The organism is Proteus sp. ZN5 (assembly GCF_011046025.1).
GTDB lineage: Bacteria > Pseudomonadota > Gammaproteobacteria > Enterobacterales > Enterobacteriaceae > Proteus.
This window is the reverse complement of sequence record NZ_CP047639.1, coordinates 2,622,821-2,641,303: the sequence shown is the minus strand read 5'-3', so window position 1 is coordinate 2,641,303 and position 18,483 is coordinate 2,622,821. Positions and strand designations below refer to the sequence as shown.

Genomic DNA, 18,483 nt, shown 5'->3' with positions numbered 1-18,483 from the left:
AGTAAATTAATTTTATAGCGATTATCTGTGCGATAAGTTTTTCTTCGCTTGTTTCTGTAAAATAACTCACTAAATTAGATATTTACTTATTATTAAAATAAAATTTCTTATTACATCCCTACAAAAAATCAAGGTGACCATGCGCACTTCACTTCTATTTTTACTCTCTACTTTTTTGCTTCCTTCTTTTGCAAGTTATGCAGAAATATCGACACATTTACTCTCACGTAAAGATGGCAGTGAAATTAGCTATTACTTGGATAAACGGGCTGAAAAAAATCAAACTCTATTGGTGTTAATGCAAGGCTCTGACTGTAACAGCATTAAAAATAATACATTTATTCAAGAAACCTTTGGTCAGTGGTTACTCAATAGTGATGTTTTAATGGTAGAAAAATACGGTATTACTGCTCAATTACCTTATTCTCAATATGATGGTGAACGTGTTGATTGCCCTAAAAGCTATAAGCTTCATGATAATCCTAAACAACGAACTGAAGATTATGAGGCAGTGTTAGATAAATTATCTTCGCAGTATCCGAATATTATTTTAATTGGTGGAAGTGAAGGCGCCACGATGGTGCATTTAGTGGTAGCTAAACGGAATGATATTAAAGCAGCTATTGCACTAAATGGTGGGGGGCGTTTTTTTCTTGATGATGTTCTTTATAACATCCGTCTTACTGCACCTAAAGAACACATTGAAGATGCGCTAAGTGGCTTTCAGCAATTTGCTGATGCAATAAGAAGTAATCAAATAGATGATGAGCAATTTATCAGTGAGCACAGTAAATCATGGTGGCAACAATATTTTGCGATTGATTTACTTAACGTTATTAAAAGCAATCAACATACCCCTATCTTAATTATTCAGACACTTAATGACGCGAATGTAAATGTCGATGCATTTAATCAATTAAGCCAAGATATCAACCAACCTAATGTGAAATTTATTAAATACGATAAGTTAGATCATGGGTTTTATAATGAACAAGGCGAGCGTTTAACGAATGAGATAATCGATGATATAAAGCATTGGTACTCACAATATGAAAAACAATCCAAAGAGTGATTTAACGGCTTATTTATTACTAGCCTAGTCTCTATCGTTTGGGTGGGATTTTTATTGCAGGGCGAGTTATCTTGCCTGAAATTGATGGTTTATTACTTGCTACATTGCGCTTTGTTATCGTGTCTATCTGTCTACTCTTTATTTTATTCTTAACGAAATTCAAATGGCATAAACCCACTAAGAAACAAGGTGCTATTTTACTGTTATTAGGGCTATTTGGTATTTTTTTAGTCAATCGAGAAAAATAAATTTATCTTTTTTTATTGGCTCGCATTCTTATTATCCTATACTTAAATAGCAACAAAATTGCTTACTAACTGATTTAAAGCAGGATCTTTATATCGTTAATTCTATATAATGATAATTATTCTCTCTTTTAAGTTTGGGATAAGAATGAAAAGCACGACTGCACTTTTACGTCTTGATAAAATAGGTTATCGAGTCGATAACAAAACTATCCTTGATAATATCAATTTTGAACTTCAACCTTCTGAATTTAAACTTATCACAGGCCCTTCAGGTTGTGGTAAAAGCACCTTACTCAAGATTGTCGCTTCTCTACTATCACCTACCAGTGGTTCAATTTTCTTTGAAGATAAAGACTATTTAACGTTTTCACCCGAAGAATATCGCCAACAGGTTTCTTATTGTACTCAAACACCGATGTTATTTGGTGAGACTGTTTACGATAACCTTAAATTTCCTTATTTTTTACGAAAACTCTCTGTGGATGATAAGAAACTAATACAAGATTTGGATTATTTTTGTTTACCTGCATCCATTATGAAAAAGGGAATTAATGAACTTTCAGGAGGCGAAAAACAACGTATTTCACTGATAAGAAACCTGCAATTTATACCAAAAATTTTATTACTTGATGAGATAACAAGTGCATTAGATGAAGATAATAAAACAAAAGTAAATAATGTTATTCACCACTACGTTAAAGATAAAAATCTCGCCGTATTATGGGTCACTCATGATCAAAATGAAATAAAACATGCTGATGATGTGATCTTATTACCTTCTCACAATGATGCCTGATTTTTTATTTCTTTATCAGTCACCCTTTTGTTATGAGCGAACATAATATTATGAACGAACATACGATAAGCAATGAATCTCTAATTTTCTCGCTTTTATTAGTTCTCGTGGCTATTCTTATTAGCCGTAAAGAAAAACTAACTTTAGAAAAAGATATTATTTGGAGTACAGCAAGAGCCATTGTTCAATTATTAATTGTTGGCTATGTCTTGACCTATATTTTCCATGTTGACCATTTTATTCTCACTTTCTTAATGGTGTTATTTATCTGCTATAACGCAGCCCATAATGCTAAAAAGCGGAGTAAATATGTTAAAGATATTTTTCTGATCTCTTTTACCGCTATTACGACAGGGGCATTATTAACTTTAACTATTTTATTGCTCACCAGTTCCATTGCTTTTACCCCCATTCAAATTATCCCTATTACGGGAATGATTGCGGGTAATGCAATGATAGCAACGGGACTTTGTTATAATAATTTAGGTCAACGTTTTCAAAATCAACAGCAACAATTGCAAGAGATGTTAAGCCTTGGTGCAACACCTAAGATAGCTTCAATGAGTATTATTCGAGATAGCATTAAATCTTCATTAATCCCAACGGTTGATGCAGCAAAGACTGTCGGCATTGTGAGTTTGCCGGGTATGATGTCAGGGCTTATATTTGCTGGTGTTGATCCATTACAAGCTGTTAAATATCAAATCATGGTGACTTTTATGTTGATGGCAACAGCCAGTATTTCAACCATCATTGCTTGCTATTTAACCTATAAGAAATTTTTTAATCAGCGCCACCAGCTTATTAATTTTGAAAACCGCTAAATATCACTCTTTAGCAATATTGAAAAAGGTCACTTAATAAAGTGACCTTTTTTATTATGGGCTTTAGCCAGTTTAAGTCGCGTCAGCGTCTTAAATATAAAACCACCCGCTATGCGGGTGGGTATTAAAGGTTATACCAAGAAAAACACCTTTCCGTTACGATATAGATGTTCAAGCTAATATTCGTAACTTAAATAAGGAAAGGTGTTTATGGGCATTAAAGCACAAAGCTCAGCACATACAAAGTGGCTGTGTAAATACCATATCGTCTTTTCGCCGAAATATAGACGGAAAGTGATTTTTAATAAAATTCGTTCAAGTATAGGTGAAATCCTTCGAGACCTTTGTAAATATAAAGGTGTGGAAATAATCGAAGGGCATCTTATGCCAGATCATGTTCATATGTTAGTGAGTATTCCACCGAAGATATGCGTATCAAGTTTCATGGGATATTTGAAAGGTAAAAGTTCGTTGATGATCTTTGATAGACATGCCAATCTCAAATATAAATTTGGCAACAGAAAGTTTTGGGCGGAAGGGTTCTATGTCACAACAGTTGGACTCAATGAAGCCACAATTCAAAAGTATATCAGAGAGCAAGAAAAGTCGGATTTAATCTCGGATAAATTGAGCAGTAAAGAATATGAAAACCCCTTCAAGGGGTAAGCCAAAGTAGCAAAGACACTTAGCTTGAACGAAGAGAAAGCAGCGTCATTTAGGCGCAGTCGGTAACAAGCCCTTATAGGGCAAGAGCAAACCACCCGTTTTACGGGTGGTTATGATTACTTACTGAGGAATCAGTTCAAAATCTTATTTTGATACTGTACATCCCATTTTTTTAACTAACTCACCTACTTGAGATTTCACACCTTGAGCACTTTCAGGTAATTGACTCCAAAGTGTTAAACCTGTACGTGCTTCCACTTCAGCTGCTGTTACTTGGAATTCACAGAAATTTGCTTTTTTCGGTGTTTGTTGATCCATAATAAATGCTGCATAAGAGGAACTTTCTGGTGAATCATTTAGAAAAAACACTTTAAAATAAGCACTTGGAATTGTGTGATCTTTATCTGTACTTGGCAATTTACCCATATCTCGTTCGTAGATAGGCCCTGTAACAGTAAAGACTTTGTGACCTTCTTTTGCCAAATTACGTTCTTGATCTTCTAATCGAACCCAGGCACCTTGGTTTAAGTCTGCTTTTTGTGGTGTAATATTTGAAAGATAGTTAAGCGCATTCCAACCTGGTAACGCAGCCAATGAAGCTAAAGGTGCTTGGTGACCACGGTCAACTTTTAATGTGGCATTGGCATTTTTGTAATCCGCTGGCGACAAAGTTTCATCATTACCTAAAGCCGGATCTTTTTTCCAGTTACGCGCTTTACCACTACCGATACTGTCTTTAGTCACTAAATAAGCAACCCAGTCTGCAAACTTGGTTTCGCTATTATTATTTAATGTGTAAACATCACGTTGAATAGTGGTTTCACTGCCTCCTAATGGACAACCAATACCACAGTTTTCATCATTCATTGCACGCATTGAAGTATCACGAGCAACAACAGACGATTGAGTTTCAAGTTCAGGCACTACCATCATCTCTGAATTAGCATGGCTGGTTGAAACCATAAGCAGTGATAAAATAATTGGGGTAATACGTTTCATATAAAATTCCTTTTTATAAAATGAAGAAACAAAAAAACTCGCCGAAGCGAGCTTTGATGTTTAAATAAGAGAAAATCCAATCTTCTCTTTCAGTAAATTCCGGTAATAAACGGCGAAGAAAAACGCATCATTTTAATAATGATGTACGTTTCAATCACTGAATATGACTCAGAATTTTGCTAAGAAATATGGCGGGTATTTTCACAGACCTAGAATGCAAAAAGCCCCGCATAAGCGAGGCATTTATTCATTTGGTTGGTGAAATTCAAATATCCCACCATGAAAGTAATAGTGAACTATATTTCCCATCTCGTCAATAGATTTTCTTAAAAAAGATTATTTGGTGAATGATTTATTCTCTTATTAACTTTAAAAGGGGAATTTTTTGTTACTAACGCAATATCAAGCTATGTAGTTAACATCCCACCTTTTTTCTAAACTTTCCCGTAATTCAAAGGTAAGCGAAATCACCACATTCTCGCCAACGTAGGGATATCTGGCGATAAAAACAATCTGATTATTATTGGATAACTCAAAAACTTCTGCTTCACCTAAATGAAGTGACATCACCATTTTCTTTTTAGCAAAGCGGATCGGTTTTCCATAATGAGCATGTAACCACTCTTGTGTCATTAATGGCTGTAACCCGAAAGGAAGTGCATGGGGGAAATGAAATTGCTTTGTTTTTTCATCAAATAGCGTCAGCGTGATTTCACTTAAACCGACACCATATGGCTCAAAATATAAGTGAAGAGATTCTTTTTTCATCGCCAAACTGCCATTTTTAGGTTTGGACTTGTAAGGAATTAAATTTTGATCGTAAACATCTTGATACTTCTTCCCTAATTGGGCAATTAGCCCAGCAATATCTATTGTCATTACTTACATTCCTTAATAAAAGCTCCTATAAAGGAGCTTTTATTGAAAATAAGAAATTAACCACGCCCTTTCGGACGATTAAGAATATGATCTTCCCAATCTTCAACTTCAGTTTCTGGCACCGCAATATATCTTACAGAAATATTACCTTGGTGCATTTTTGCTTTATTACCTGCAATAAGTGGATGCCAACTTTGTAACGTTTTGCCTTCTGCTAACAGACGATACGCACATGTCATTGGTAACCACTCAAATGTCGGTAAATTATACCGTGTAAGCTTGATACAATCTGGCTCATAACGGAAACGATCTTCGTAATTACTGCATTGGCAGGTTTTAATATTTAGCTGATTACAAGCGACATTGGTAAAATATATCTCGTCAGTATCATCATCCATTAACTTGTGTAAACAACACTGCCCACACCCGTCACAGAGCGATTCCCACTCATCATCACTCATTTCATCTAATGTTTTAGTCTGCCAAAAAGCCTGTGTCATCTCTACGCTATTACCTTATTGCTCATCTAATACGAATTAAATAACCCGCGTTGTCAGCTGATGTTCATTAACACTTAATACCAACATATCGCCTGATTCTAGAGGGCCAACACCTTCAGGTGTTCCCGTTAAAATCACATCACCAGGACGTAGGGTAAAAAAGCGAGACATATAGCTGATAAGGGGTAAAACAGGAGTTAGCATATCACGACTGTTACCCTGCTGACGAATCTCGTCATTAACACGCAACATTAAATCTGCGTTTTGCGGGTCGCCAAATGAATTAACAGGAATAAAACCGGATAATGGTGCAGAGCCATCAAATGCTTTACTTTTTTCCCACGGCTGCCCTGCTTTTTTCAATTTACCTTGTAAATCACGTAATGTGAGATCAAGACCAATACCGAAACCTGCAATTGCACGATCAACTCTATCTTCATTAGCTTGTTTAAGTGGCTGACCGATAAGTACTGCTAATTCAATTTCGTGGTGAACCGCACCCATATCTTTTGGAATAGCAATAGGTTGGCGAATATCACACATGGCTGTTTCTGGTTTGATAAAAATCACAGGTTCTTCTGAGCGAACGGATCCCATCTCTTTAATGTGATTTGCATAGTTACTACCAACGCAAATCACTTTATTGACAGGAAAATCAAGTAACGCGCCTTCCCAATCACGATGTTGATACATAATGTGTTCCTTTTAGGTAAATTGCTGTGTTTTATTTCACTATCAAAACGCGATTAGCTCGCGTTAGGCAGTGAATTTATTTTATTAGCAACGCCATCAGCCATTGTGACAATGCTAAGGGCAAAAAAGTAAGAGCTGTTCCAATGCATAATCGTACGGAAGTTCTGTGTCACTAAATAGCTTCTGTGCAAATCATCATCAGGAATAATTAACCATACAGGCATAGTATCGTTCAATTGGCTATTTGCTGGTAATTGAACACCTAATGCTTTCCATTGAGCAACCGTTTTTTTCTGTTCGGTCTTAATACCTTCAAGCTGCTGGTTAAAATCTACCGATAAAGTAACCTGTTCTCCCCAAGGAAGTCCACTTTTCCAGCCTTCCGTCGCTAAATAGTTAGCAGCCGAAGCAAATGCATCTTCTTGAGTATTCCAAATATCGATTTTTCCGTCGCCATTGCCATCTGCGGCATAAGTTAGGAAAGAAGATGGCATAAACTGAGTTTGTCCCATCGCTCCCGCCCAAGAGCCTTTAAGGCGCTGTCCTTGAGGGATATGGCCTTCTTCAATAATCTCTAATGCTGCCATTAATTGACGGGCAAAGAGTTCTTCTCGACGACCTTCAAATGCGAGCGTTGCAAGTGCGGAGACAACATCTTCTTTGCCTTGCACCTTACCAAAACCACTCTCGAGTCCCCATAACGCAACAATATAGTTTGCAGGCACACCATATTTTTTACTGATTTGTTCTAGAGTATCTTGATTCTCTTGATAGAGCTTAGCCCCTTGGTTTAAACGGCCGTTGGTAACAATGCGAGGTAAATAAACATCGAGTGTGATTTTCTTTTCTGGCTGATTACGGTCCGACTTAATCACTCGTTCAATAAAATGTACTTCTGAAAAAGCAAAATCTATTGTTTCTTGTTTATATCCCAACTGAGCAGCTTTCAATTTCAGAGCTTCAACATAAACAGGAAATTGTGCAGAAGTACGAGTTTCTTTAGGAAACGCTTGTTCTAGCGATGCGACATTCACTTGTTTCCATCGAGGTGTTTTTTGTGTTTCAACTGCCGTTGCCTCTGGTGCAGTAATTTGTCTTTCAGCCAATTTTTGTTGGTTATTAGTACACGCAGATAACGTTAAACTGGAAACAATCACAGCGATGAATGAATATTTGAACATTTATGCTCCTTTTATCTCGATGATTTATTCAGTTTTTTCTGATTTTTTTAATTCATCTAAATAAGCATTTAACATACTTTCGACAGGTGGTGGAACTTGTAAGTAAAAACCCTGTTCAACTAATGCTTTTTTGACTTTTTCAATGTCAGCATGCGCTAAACGCTGTCTATCCGCGAGATTAAGCAACATTGAAAATTGTGGTTCGCCAAAACTTTGTAATAATTCGTCCGGAATTCGAGAGAAATCATCCTTTTTTTCGATGTATAAATAAGTTTGATCACGTTTGGTACTACGGTAAATTGCACAAATCATTTTCATTAAACTCTAATTATTAAAATAAGCGACTTGCCTGAATATTTTAGTAAATATAACATGCTTATATACTTTCGTAATATCGTCTCTGGTTTTTTGTGCCAGATTATAAAAAATTTACTGAGTCAGATAGATGTCAAACACGCCCATTGAGTTAAAAGGCAGTAATTTTACCCTTTCAGTACTCCATTTAAACGATGGAACACCGAAAGTTATTCGTCAGGCGATTTCAGAAAAAATTGCACAAGCGCCTCAATTTCTGAAAAACGCACCTGTGGTTATCAATGTCTCTGCTTTAGCAGATGAGAATATTGATTTTAAAAAACTGAGGCGAATTGTAGAAGATGCTGGCTTACGAGTCGTGGGAATTAGTGGTAGTTCAGACGCTCAACAGAAAGAAGCGATAATTGCCGCACAGTTACCTATCTTAAATGAAGGTAAAATAGTTAAGCCGAGCACTCAGGCAAATAACGATAAAACGAATGAAGCACCAGCAGCTGTTCGTCAAAAAACAAAAATCATCCATACTCCTGTTCGTTCAGGTCAGCGCATTTATGCTCAAAATAGCGATTTAGTTGTCATTAGTAATGTGAGTGCAGGCGCTGAATTAATTGCTGATGGTAATGTTCATGTCTACGGTGTATTGCGTGGACGTGTACTTGCTGGCGCATCGGGTGATAAAGAGAGCCATATTTTTTGTACACATCTGTCTGCTGAGCTTGTTTCTATTGCTGGTCAATATTGGCTAAGCGACCAAATTCCTACAGACTTTGTTGGTAAATCAGTACAACTTAGCCTGCAAGAGAATGAATTAACAATCGAGAACTTAATTTAGAGCATCGACAAGGAATCACTCCATGGCACGCATTATTGTTGTTACGTCAGGTAAAGGTGGGGTTGGTAAAACAACTTCCAGCGCGGCCATTTCTACCGGCCTCGCTCAAAAAGGTCATAAGACGGTTGTTATCGACTTTGATATTGGGTTACGTAATTTAGACCTTATCATGGGTTGTGAACGTAGAGTTGTTTATGATTTTGTTAATGTTATTCAGGGCGATGCATCTTTAAATCAAGCATTGATTAAAGATAAACGTACAGAAAATCTGTTTATTCTCCCTGCATCACAAACAAGAGATAAAGACGCTCTCACCCGTGATGGTGTAGAACAAGTATTAGATGAACTCGATGAGATGGGTTTTGATTTTATTATTTGTGACTCTCCTGCGGGTATTGAAAGTGGCGCATTAATGGCCCTTTATTTTGCAGATGAAGCCATTATTACAACAAACCCTGAAGTATCATCAGTACGTGACTCCGACCGTATTTTAGGAATTCTTGCTTCTAAATCACGCCGCGCTGAGCGTGGTCAAGATCCAATTAAAGAACATCTTCTATTAACTCGTTATAATCCTGGCCGCGTTAGCCGTGGTGATATGTTAAGTATGGAAGATGTCCTTGAAATTCTATGCATTCCACTATTGGGTGTTATTCCAGAAGATCAATCTGTTTTACGTTCATCTAACCAAGGTGAACCTGTTATTTTAGATGGCGAATCTGATGCAGGTAAAGCCTATTCAGATACAGTAAATCGTTTGTTAGGTGAAGAACATCCATTCCGTTTTATTGAAGAAGAGAAAAAAGGCTTTCTGAAACGCCTTTTTGGGGGGTAAAAGATGGCTTTACTAGATTTTTTCCTGTCGCGTAAAAAGTCGACAGCTAATATTGCCAAGGAGCGCCTGCAAATTATCGTGGCAGAACGTCGCCGTGGTGATAGCGAGCCAGCTTATTTACCTGATATGAAAAGAGATTTATTAGGTGTCATCTGTAAATATGTACAGATTGATCCAGAGATGCTTTCTGTTCAATTTGAACAAAAAGGCGATGATATCTCTGTATTAGAGCTAAATGTGACTTTACCTGAGAGTGAAGAGCCTACAAAGTAAATCATATTTTACGCTTTATCTAAGTCATTATTCACAGAGCCAGCCATAAACTATAATTAATTTGATTGGCTCTGTGTTTAATTATATACATATTGAATACACCTGAATGCGCAAATAGCGCTATATCTCGTTGCTATTTTAATCATTGGTGATAAGTCACAGGAGACCAGTTATTTCGTCATAACGCCTATATTTACCAATAATTTATTTAGTCTATTTCTGCATTCACCTTTTTAGGTGTTTTTTGTGTGCAAAAAATAGAGCCTCAAAAGAGGCTCCTATTGTTATTCTTTGTTTTGTTTGTTTATTGAACTAACAATTCCTTTTTATTTTAAGGAGATTAAATATTAGAAAATAAACAATCAGCAAGACTATGGATATTGCGCCAAAATTTCTGTCACTTTTTCTTCTAATAATGCTTTACGCCAGCGTGAAATTAATTCAGGTTGCCCTTCTTTTATTTTCCAGTGAATACTTAATAACTGATTAATCTGTCTTCTTGAAGCTAACAGCTCAGGGTTATAGCGTTTATCTTCACTGATTTCCTGAATAACGGCTTTAATCGCTTTAAATGCTTTTTTGTAGTTTGGTTGTTCAATTAAATTACCAATAGGCTCTGGACAATCTTCATCTTTAACTTCTTTAGCTTTAACAACAAAATCTAATAAACGACGACCATGACAGCGGATCTCTTGACCTGAAAGCGATAATGCATCAAGTTCTGCTAATGAGGATGGAAGGTAACGAGCAACAGCCCATAGATGTTCTTCTCTTACAACGAAGTTTAATGCCATATCTCGAGCTTTGGCTTGATTTAAGCGCCACTGGGCAAGCATTTGTAAGCACGCTAATTGTTGGTCTTTTAATTGCCAAGCATTGCTAATATCACGATAGGCAAGCTCTGGTACAACTGTTTCTTGTCGACGTTCTGCAATCATTTTGCATTCATCTGCGATCGCATCCATATAGCCTGCTTCTTCAGCTTCTTCAATTAATTTTTCAGCTAAAGGTAGCAAATAGAAAACATCACCACTGGCATATTGGCACTGTTTTTCAGTTAAAGGGCGCGCTAACCAATCTGTTCGAGATTCACTTTTATCTAGTGCAATATTTTCATATATTTCGACTAATGTCGCAAAACCACAAGAGATAGGATGCCCTAAAAATGCAGCCACCACTTGAGTGTCAATCATCGGTGTTGGAACACAACCAAACTGGTGAGAAAAGACTTCGAGATCTTCACTTCCAGCATGGAGAAACTTCATGATGCCTGGGTTTGTTAATAGCTCAACGAAAGGAGCCCAATCCTTAATTGCTAACGGATCAATAAGAGAGATCTGTTTACCGTCATACATCTGGATCAAACCAAGATGAGGGTAATAGGTACGTATGCGGACAAACTCTGTATCTAAAGCAATTTGTGAAGCCTCTGAAGCAGCTTTACAGGCGGTATTTAGTGCAGTGTCTGTCGTAATCAATTGATAATTCAAAACAGGTTTCTCTTGTTTTTATGTCTAATGACTTTTTTATGTAATCACAAAAACGCCGGTATAAACCGGCGAAATTGAAAAAGGTTATTGAGTGTTGTATCAAGATTCAGTTGAGGTTTTCAACTCTTTTTCTTCATTTCTTAACTCTCTGCGTAAAATTTTACCAACATTTGATTTTGGTAATTCATCACGAAACTCAATAATTTTAGGTACTTTATAGCCTGTTAGGTAACGACGACAGTGTGTTTTTATCTCATCTTCCGTTAATGATGGATCTTTTTTCACAATGAAAACTTTAACTGTTTCACCTGAGTTTTTGCTCGGTACACCAATTGCTGCCGATTCTAAAACTTTAGGATGTGCCGTGACAACTTCTTCGACTTCATTAGGGTATACGTTAAAGCCTGAAACTAAGATCATATCTTTTTTACGATCAATGATACGAATAAAACCTTCGTCATCCATTGTGGCAATATCACCCGTTGCAACCCAACCATCGTGTAAGACTTCATCAGTAGCGTCAGGGCGATTCCAATAACCTTTCATAACCTGAGGGCCACGAACCCACATTTCACCGCCTACAGTGCGGTCTACTTCGTTACCTTCATCATCAAGAAACTTAACATCCGTTGAAGGTACAGGTAATCCAATGCTACCACTGTATTTTTTCAGGTTATAAGGGTTACCAGTAACCAAAGGAGAACATTCAGTTAAACCATAACCTTCTAATAAATGTTTTCCCGTTAATGCTTCCCACTCTTTAGCAACACTACTTTGTACAGGCATACCGCCGCCAACGGAGAGATTCAATTTGGAGAAATCGAGTTGACGAAATTCTGGGTTTTGCAACCAAGCATTAAATAAAGTATTTACGCCAGTGATTGCCGTGACAGGGTAACGTCCTAGTTCTTTAATTGTACCTTTAACGTCTCGTGGATTGGTGATCAGTAAGTTTTTACCTCCAACCTCAATAAACAGCAGACAGTTAACTGTTAAAGCAAAGACGTGATACAACGGCAATGCGGTTACCACCAGCTCTTTACCTACATGTAATGCAGGTACATAAGCCGCTTTGGCTTGTTCAAGATTTGCCAACATATTGCGATGCGTTAGCATGGCACCTTTAGCAATGCCGGTTGTTCCCCCTGTATATTGCAAGAAGGCTAAATCTCCCCCTGTAATTTCAGGTTTAATATATTGCATACGATAGCCAAAATGCATTGCTCTACGAAATGAAATGGCATCAGGCAAGTTATATTTAGGCACTAATCGTTTGATATATTTAACAACAAAATCAACGAGTGTTGCTTTAGGACGAGATAATTGATCGCCCATTCTGGTTAAAATAACGTGCTTAATGCTGGTATTAAACACAATTTTTTCGAGCGTATGCGCAAAGTTAGAGACTATTACAATGGCACTTGCGCCACTGTCATTTAACTGATGTTCAAGTTCTCTTGGTGTGTAAAGTGGGTTTACGTTTACGACAACCATGCCTGCACGAAGAATACCGAAAAGCGCGATAGGATATTGCAGTAAATTAGGCATCATTAAGGCGACACGATCACCTTTTTTCAATCCTAAGCCATTTTGCAGGTATGCTGCAAAAGCACGGCTACGCTCTTCAAGTTTGCGATAAGTCATGACCTCGCCCATATTGATAAAGGCGGGTTGATCTGCGTAATTTGCGACAGCGTTTTCAAGCATCTCAGCAAGGGATGCGAAACGGTCCGGGTCAATTTCAGCCGGAACATCTGCCGGATAACGTTTAAGCCAGACTTTTTCCAAAGTAGTACTCCTGATTAATCGCACTTCTTGGGTTAATATTGTGTTTCATTTTTAACAAAGTATTAACTCATCCTACCAGCACAAACAATTTTCTGTTGTGAAGATGCGAAGTGTGTCACTAAATATTTTATTTTTAGATTAACAAAAAAGAAGGCGGTCAAAACCGCCCTCTCTTTTATTTTTTATTCAACTTTAATAACTCTATTAGATAGTTACCTAATATATTATAGATATCGATTATACACCGTTTCACACAAATGGAGGTGAAATATTATATCGTCATGTGGTTCAATACCCACTTTTTATTCCAAAACGGGCACAACCTGACCAGTTCCATATGGATATCCACCATAACCGCCATATCCATGGTGATAACCCCAATATGGGCCATCGCCATAATATCCCCATGTCATAACTGGTGCGGGCATAATGACTTGCTGTGTCAGTGTCCAGCGTTTCATACCTGTCACATCAATACGTAAAAATGGATAACTAGCCTCACCAACTTTGCCAGCTTCAACACCTTTGATAGTACCAACAACGGTTACGTATTGATTTTTATAATCAGAGGGATCTAAGAAATGCATAACATTAGCATAGAGACGCCCAACAGAAGGTTGATGTAATTCGGGCGCAGCATCGTATTGAGAAAGAGGCATAACGGCAATTTCTAGCTGCGTTGATGATTGAAGATTTTTAACATCAATCACACGTCCACCAAAACGCCCTTCTTGACCAATATAAAGTTCAGGCGCAACAAAAACACCATTTAAATTAGTCACTGGCGTTGCTGATGTACCTTTTATTGATTCAGGTATAGAGACGCATCCCGCTAGAAACAAAGCACCAGATAAAAATAGCGCTTTGCTTACCAAACGGTAGTTTAATTGTCTGTTCATAAACCACCTCATTGCAAGTCAATATTAACGTTACTCTATAATAATATTATAGCTTAGCTTCATTCTTCGGCTTCTAATAGATACTTCTAAATTTATTCACGACCAGGTAGTTTTTTCCACGTCACTTCATTACGTAAATAAACTGGCTCAGCGTCTTCAACTTTCGTGGCTTTCCCTTCATGCCAAGCAGTTACAGCAAGAGGTAACATATCTTGTGCAGCAGGAAGCGTGATCTCGGTTTCAACAACAGTGAAAGGCAGTGCCTCTTTTAAATCAGGATATGCTTGCCAGCCTGTACCTGCAATTGCCCATGTTCCTGTAGTTGATTGTAATGCTTCTATAAATTGCTCAGGTTTCATCACGGCTTCAGTGTCTTCACCCATCCAAATACCTGCATCATTACGCTGATATTGAGCGCAATAAATTTCACCCATACGCGCATCTATTGCCACAAGAACGTGTTTGATACCCATTGTTCTAAAGACACCTTCTGCCATTGTGGCAAGTGATGAAATACCAATCATTGGTAACTCTGCACCTAACGCGATACCTTGTGCAACACCTACACCAATACGAACACCTGTAAAACTTCCGGGACCTCGTCCAAAAGCAAGTGCATCTAATGATTGCAATGTAATATTTGCTTCTTCTAAGGCGCTTTTCACCATAGGTAAAATCTTTTGTGTATGTTCACGAGGTGAGATCTCAAAACGTGAAGCAACAACGCCTTCATTCCAAACTGCAACTGAACAAGATTCTGTTGCAGTATCAATTGCTAAAATTCGCAGTGACACGCCATAACTCCGGCAAATTCGATAATTAAAAGAGGAAGAATAATATCATAATAGTGTTCAACAGAATAAACACACATTCTGTGCGATCGCTATTATGAATCCGATATTTCTTGTATTTCATTCTGCTGTGCGCGTTGGCTCAAAAATTTCATTGTTTTTTCGAGTGAACGCGTGCGAGGTGATGGAGGCAAACTACTTAAAAAAACTTCGCCATAAGCACGAGAAACTAACCTATCATCACAAACTATAATTGCACCATAATCGTGTACATCACGAATTAATCGCCCGACACCTTGTTTTAAACTAATAACAGCATCAGGAATTTGGACGTCCTTAAAAGCATCTCCGCCTCGTAATTCACAATCTTCAATACGTGCTCTTAATAAAGGATCATCAGGTGCGGTAAAAGGTAATTTATCAATAATCACACAAGATAGTGTATCGCCACGCACGTCAACGCCTTCCCAAAAACTTTGGGTCGCAACTAAAAGCGCATTTCCTGATGAAACAAACTTTTGCAGTAATTGCGTCTTGCTCATTTCACCTTGCATCAATACAGGTAATGGCAAACTGGCTTTAAACTCTTCAGCAAGTCCACGCATCATGGCATGTGAGGTGCAAAGGAAAAAACAGCGGCCTTGGTTCTTTAAAATAACGGGCGTTAGCATAGCGGCTAAACGTTTCGCTGTATAAGGCTGATTTAATGGTGGTAAATAACGCGGTACACAGAGTAATGTTTGATGTTGATAATCAAATGGGCTGTTTAAAATCAGTGTTGTCGCATTTTCTAAGCCTAATCTATCTGTGTAATAAGACATCTGCTCATTTACAGAAAGTGTTGCTGAGGTAAATACCCAACTGCTTTTATGCGATTTGATTAATTCGCGAAATTTATCCGCAACAGACAGTGGTGTGATAGCTAATAAGAAATGGCGACCATAACTTTCAAACCAGTAACTATAACCCGGAATTGTGGTATCAATCAGGCGTTTTAAGCGATTGCGGTAAACAGTGGCACGTTCAAAAGCACTATCAAGTAATTGGCTTCGCCCTAACGAAAGTTTCATTACGTCATAGCTCAGTTCTAAGGCATCATCCAGTAACGTTAGAAAACGTTTTGTTTCGCCACCTTGCAATAGCTCACGTAAGTTTCCTCGATAACCTGTCTCCCCTAACGCTAGGCGAAAATCCATCACCATTTGCGTTAATCTATCGGCACTTTTTTGTAACTGGACTTGGTCTCTCACTTCTGTGCGATAAGCAACGGTCATATCTCTGGCGAGGTCAAACAGCTGTCTACTGGTAAGTTGTTGGCCAAAATAGTGGCTAGCAATATCTGGAATTTGATGGGCTTCATCAAAGATCATAATTTCTGCTTCCGGAATTAGCTCACCAAAACCGGTATCTTTAACGACAGTATCCGCCATAAATAAATGGTGATTAACCACCACGACATCCGCATCCATTGCTTTTTTACGTGCGCTTAAAACATAGCACTCTTTATAACGAGGGCAATCACTCCCCAAGCAGTTATCGTTAGTGCTGGTGACTAAAGGCCAAACTCGACTATCTTCAGCAACACTATGACAACGGCTAACGTCACCATCTTCTGTTTGTGTTGACCATTGGCGCACATACATGACGTCAGACAAAACTTCAGCTTCCAGATCACCACCACTGAGCATTTGCTGATCAAGTCGTTCTAAACAGAGATAGTTAGAGCGCCCTTTTAACAACGCCGTATTACCATCATAATTAATCGCTTCAATGATCGTAGGTAAATCTCGACTATATAATTGATCTTGCAAGGCTTTAGAGCCTGTTGAGATAATAGTTTTTTTACCCGAACGCAATGCAGGTACAAGATAGGCATACGTTTTTCCAGTACCTGTACCCGCTTCAGCAATAAGTACACCTTGCTTATCAATAGTTTCCGTTATTGATTTCGCCATTTGTCGTTGAGCTTCACGGGGATGAAATCCTGGAATAGTTCGGGTTAAAATCCCGTTTTCTGCAAAATCGTCTGACACAGGCATACTCTTTTTATAAAATAAGACGTAAATTATGCCAGTGGATAACCAAAAGTACCACCTATGCCGTTAATACAAAGGAGAACTCATAATGACAATTAAACGTATCGACCCTGAAGATCGCTGGTCTGAAGCCGTTATTCATAACGACACCATTTATTACACTGCCGTACCAGAAAACTTATCAGGCGATATTATTGAACAAACAGCAGACACATTAGCGGCAATTGACGTTTTGTTACAACGTGTAGGTTCTGATAAAACTAAAATTCTTGATGCGACAATTTTTTTAGCTGATAAAGCCGATTTTGAAGGTATGAATAAAGCGTGGGATGCATGGGTTGCCAAAGGTAGCGCACCTGTGCGTTGTACTGTGCAAGCACAATTAATGCACCCTGAATATAAAGTTGAAATTAAAATTATCGCGGCAATGTAAAAATATTTAATGAGCACCTACTTTTATAGGTGCTTATTTTTTTGAATTTAACTTCTTAGCTAAATCAAGATAGTAATCTGACAAATGCTCATCACCATAACTCTCACCAATATGGCTATTTCCCATAAATGTTAAGAAAAATTCAAAAGGCCCATAAAATTTTTGAGAAGTAAAATGGCGCAATAGAAAAATAGTCATTTTTCTTAAGAAGTCAGGTAGATGAATAATTTTTACTTTTTTATTTAATGCAACACCTGCAAGTTCGGCAATTCGATTTAATGACAAAATATCAGGCCCACCTACAGAAATTTCTTTCGTATTGTGCCCTATCATTTTAATCACAAATTGGGCGAGATCTTTACCCGAGATAGGATTAATTTTTTGTTCACCCGAACCAAATAAATAGACTTTTCCCGCCGAAGCCATTTGCAAAAAATCTTCCATATCGCTGAAGTAGCCATTAGGTCGAATAACGCAATACGATAAATTAGATTGTTTTAATTTATCGACAAAGCGCTCTTTAGCTTCAAAGATTTTTAATTGGCGGTATTTATCTCCATCTATGGCGGAGATATAAATAAACTGTTTAACTTGCGATTTAACAGCATCTTCAAGAAGGTTCACGTTCGCTTGATAATCAACATTCAGATAAGTTAATCCCTCTTTTTGTCGAGTGATCCCTACTGTAGAAATAACACAGTCAATATCTTTAGTAAGATCTTTTATTTGATCAGGATTTGTTATTGCACCAATAAAAACATCATCAATATTCGTAAACTGTGTCGCTTGCTGGTGGTTTCTCACTAAAACACGTACCCAGTAACCTTGTGTTTTTAGTTCCTGTACAAGAAATCGTCCTAAATAACCCGTTGCCCCAGCGATTAAGATCCGTTTCATATTTTCTCCTTGTTTAAACAATAAAAAGAATAGCAT

The 18,483-nt window shown here is 37.7% G+C and carries 21 protein-coding genes; 9 read left to right on the top strand and 12 right to left on the bottom strand.

The window, feature by feature from the left end; genetic code table 11:
• Positions 1–139 precede the first annotated feature (139 nt).
• From GTK47_RS12175 to tnpA, 5 genes are all read left to right on the top strand, one after another.
• Positions 140–1,072, top strand: a complete 933-nt coding sequence (locus GTK47_RS12175; RefSeq protein WP_165123500.1) for an acyl-CoA thioester hydrolase/BAAT C-terminal domain-containing protein — start codon at positions 140–142, stop codon at positions 1,070–1,072.
• A gap of 38 nt (positions 1,073–1,110) precedes the next feature.
• A complete protein-coding gene (locus GTK47_RS12170; protein WP_277603076.1) occupies positions 1,111–1,320 on the top strand; it encodes an EamA family transporter in 210 nt (69 codons plus the stop codon).
• Between the two features lie 145 nt (positions 1,321–1,465).
• Positions 1,466–2,116 carry an iron ABC transporter ATP-binding protein FetA gene (fetA, locus tag GTK47_RS12165; RefSeq protein ID WP_165123496.1) on the top strand — a complete coding sequence of 217 codons (651 nt, stop codon included), beginning with the start codon at positions 1,466–1,468 and terminating at the stop codon, positions 2,114–2,116.
• 50 nt (positions 2,117–2,166) lie between these two features.
• Positions 2,167–2,940 carry an iron export ABC transporter permease subunit FetB gene (gene fetB / locus GTK47_RS12160; RefSeq protein WP_165123494.1) on the top strand — a complete coding sequence of 258 codons (774 nt, stop codon included), beginning with the start codon at positions 2,167–2,169 and terminating at the stop codon, positions 2,938–2,940.
• A gap of 210 nt (positions 2,941–3,150) precedes the next feature.
• Positions 3,151–3,606, top strand: coding sequence for an IS200/IS605 family transposase (gene tnpA / locus GTK47_RS12155; RefSeq protein WP_165121832.1), 456 nt, complete (start codon positions 3,151–3,153; stop codon positions 3,604–3,606).
• Positions 3,607–3,750: 144 nt separating this feature from the next.
• On the opposite strand, the gene GTK47_RS12150 is transcribed toward tnpA, so the two are convergent.
• The 6 genes from GTK47_RS12150 to GTK47_RS12125 form a co-directional block, all read right to left on the bottom strand.
• The gene (locus GTK47_RS12150; protein ID WP_241256109.1) at positions 3,751–4,482 is read right to left on the bottom strand and encodes a DNA/RNA non-specific endonuclease; all 732 of its coding nucleotides are present in this window, start codon (positions 4,480–4,482) and stop codon (positions 3,751–3,753) included.
• A 525-nt stretch (positions 4,483–5,007) separates the two neighbouring features.
• Positions 5,008–5,484, bottom strand: coding sequence for a DUF6392 family protein (locus tag GTK47_RS12145; RefSeq protein ID WP_165123490.1), 477 nt, complete (start codon positions 5,482–5,484; stop codon positions 5,008–5,010).
• 56 nt (positions 5,485–5,540) lie between these two features.
• Positions 5,541–5,984 (bottom strand): YcgN family cysteine cluster protein, encoded by a 444-nt coding sequence (locus GTK47_RS12140; RefSeq protein WP_088495473.1) that lies wholly within the window; start codon positions 5,982–5,984, stop codon positions 5,541–5,543.
• 36 nt (positions 5,985–6,020) lie between these two features.
• On the bottom strand, positions 6,021–6,677 hold the full coding sequence (locus tag GTK47_RS12135) for a fumarylacetoacetate hydrolase family protein (protein WP_075671101.1): 657 nt from the start codon (positions 6,675–6,677) through the stop codon (positions 6,021–6,023).
• A gap of 53 nt (positions 6,678–6,730) precedes the next feature.
• Positions 6,731–7,858 carry a lytic murein transglycosylase gene (locus GTK47_RS12130; protein ID WP_165123488.1) on the bottom strand — a complete coding sequence of 376 codons (1,128 nt, stop codon included), beginning with the start codon at positions 7,856–7,858 and terminating at the stop codon, positions 6,731–6,733.
• Between the two features lie 24 nt (positions 7,859–7,882).
• Entirely contained in the window at positions 7,883–8,170 is a 288-nt protein-coding gene (locus GTK47_RS12125) for a YcgL domain-containing protein (RefSeq protein WP_069369136.1), read from the bottom strand.
• A 133-nt stretch (positions 8,171–8,303) separates the two neighbouring features.
• On the opposite strand from GTK47_RS12125, the gene minC reads away from it, so the two are divergent.
• From minC to minE, 3 genes are read left to right on the top strand one after another with little or no spacing between them, the layout of a single operon-like run.
• The gene (gene minC / locus GTK47_RS12120; RefSeq protein ID WP_165123486.1) at positions 8,304–9,005 is read left to right on the top strand and encodes a septum site-determining protein MinC; all 702 of its coding nucleotides are present in this window, start codon (positions 8,304–8,306) and stop codon (positions 9,003–9,005) included.
• Positions 9,006–9,027: 22 nt separating this feature from the next.
• Positions 9,028–9,840, top strand: a complete 813-nt coding sequence (minD, locus tag GTK47_RS12115; RefSeq protein WP_099660358.1) for a septum site-determining protein MinD — start codon at positions 9,028–9,030, stop codon at positions 9,838–9,840.
• A 3-nt stretch (positions 9,841–9,843) separates the two neighbouring features.
• Positions 9,844–10,113: a cell division topological specificity factor MinE gene (minE, locus tag GTK47_RS12110; RefSeq protein WP_023582089.1), complete on the top strand. Its 270-nt coding sequence runs from the start codon at positions 9,844–9,846 to the stop codon at positions 10,111–10,113.
• Positions 10,114–10,484: 371 nt separating this feature from the next.
• On the opposite strand, the gene rnd is transcribed toward minE, so the two are convergent.
• From rnd to GTK47_RS12085, 5 genes are all read right to left on the bottom strand, one after another.
• Positions 10,485–11,603: a ribonuclease D gene (gene rnd / locus GTK47_RS12105; RefSeq protein ID WP_165123484.1), complete on the bottom strand. Its 1,119-nt coding sequence runs from the start codon at positions 11,601–11,603 to the stop codon at positions 10,485–10,487.
• 99 nt (positions 11,604–11,702) lie between these two features.
• Positions 11,703–13,391 (bottom strand): long-chain-fatty-acid--CoA ligase FadD, encoded by a 1,689-nt coding sequence (gene fadD, locus GTK47_RS12100; protein ID WP_165123482.1) that lies wholly within the window; start codon positions 13,389–13,391, stop codon positions 11,703–11,705.
• 302 nt (positions 13,392–13,693) lie between these two features.
• The gene (locus GTK47_RS12095) at positions 13,694–14,290 is read right to left on the bottom strand and encodes a Slp family lipoprotein (RefSeq protein ID WP_165123480.1); all 597 of its coding nucleotides are present in this window, start codon (positions 14,288–14,290) and stop codon (positions 13,694–13,696) included.
• A gap of 92 nt (positions 14,291–14,382) precedes the next feature.
• Entirely contained in the window at positions 14,383–15,084 is a 702-nt protein-coding gene (gene tsaB / locus GTK47_RS12090) for a tRNA (adenosine(37)-N6)-threonylcarbamoyltransferase complex dimerization subunit type 1 TsaB (RefSeq protein ID WP_165123478.1), read from the bottom strand.
• Between the two features lie 92 nt (positions 15,085–15,176).
• Positions 15,177–17,120: an ATP-dependent DNA helicase gene (locus tag GTK47_RS12085; RefSeq protein WP_165123476.1), complete on the bottom strand. Its 1,944-nt coding sequence runs from the start codon at positions 17,118–17,120 to the stop codon at positions 15,177–15,179.
• Positions 17,121–17,205: 85 nt separating this feature from the next.
• Here GTK47_RS12085 and GTK47_RS12080 point away from each other — a divergent pair, with 85 nt between their 5' ends.
• Positions 17,206–17,550, top strand: coding sequence for a RidA family protein (locus GTK47_RS12080; protein WP_098942664.1), 345 nt, complete (start codon positions 17,206–17,208; stop codon positions 17,548–17,550).
• A gap of 33 nt (positions 17,551–17,583) precedes the next feature.
• On the opposite strand, the gene GTK47_RS12075 is transcribed toward GTK47_RS12080, so the two are convergent.
• Positions 17,584–18,447: an SDR family oxidoreductase gene (locus GTK47_RS12075; protein WP_165123474.1), complete on the bottom strand. Its 864-nt coding sequence runs from the start codon at positions 18,445–18,447 to the stop codon at positions 17,584–17,586.
• Between the last annotated feature and the right edge of the window lie 36 nt (positions 18,448–18,483).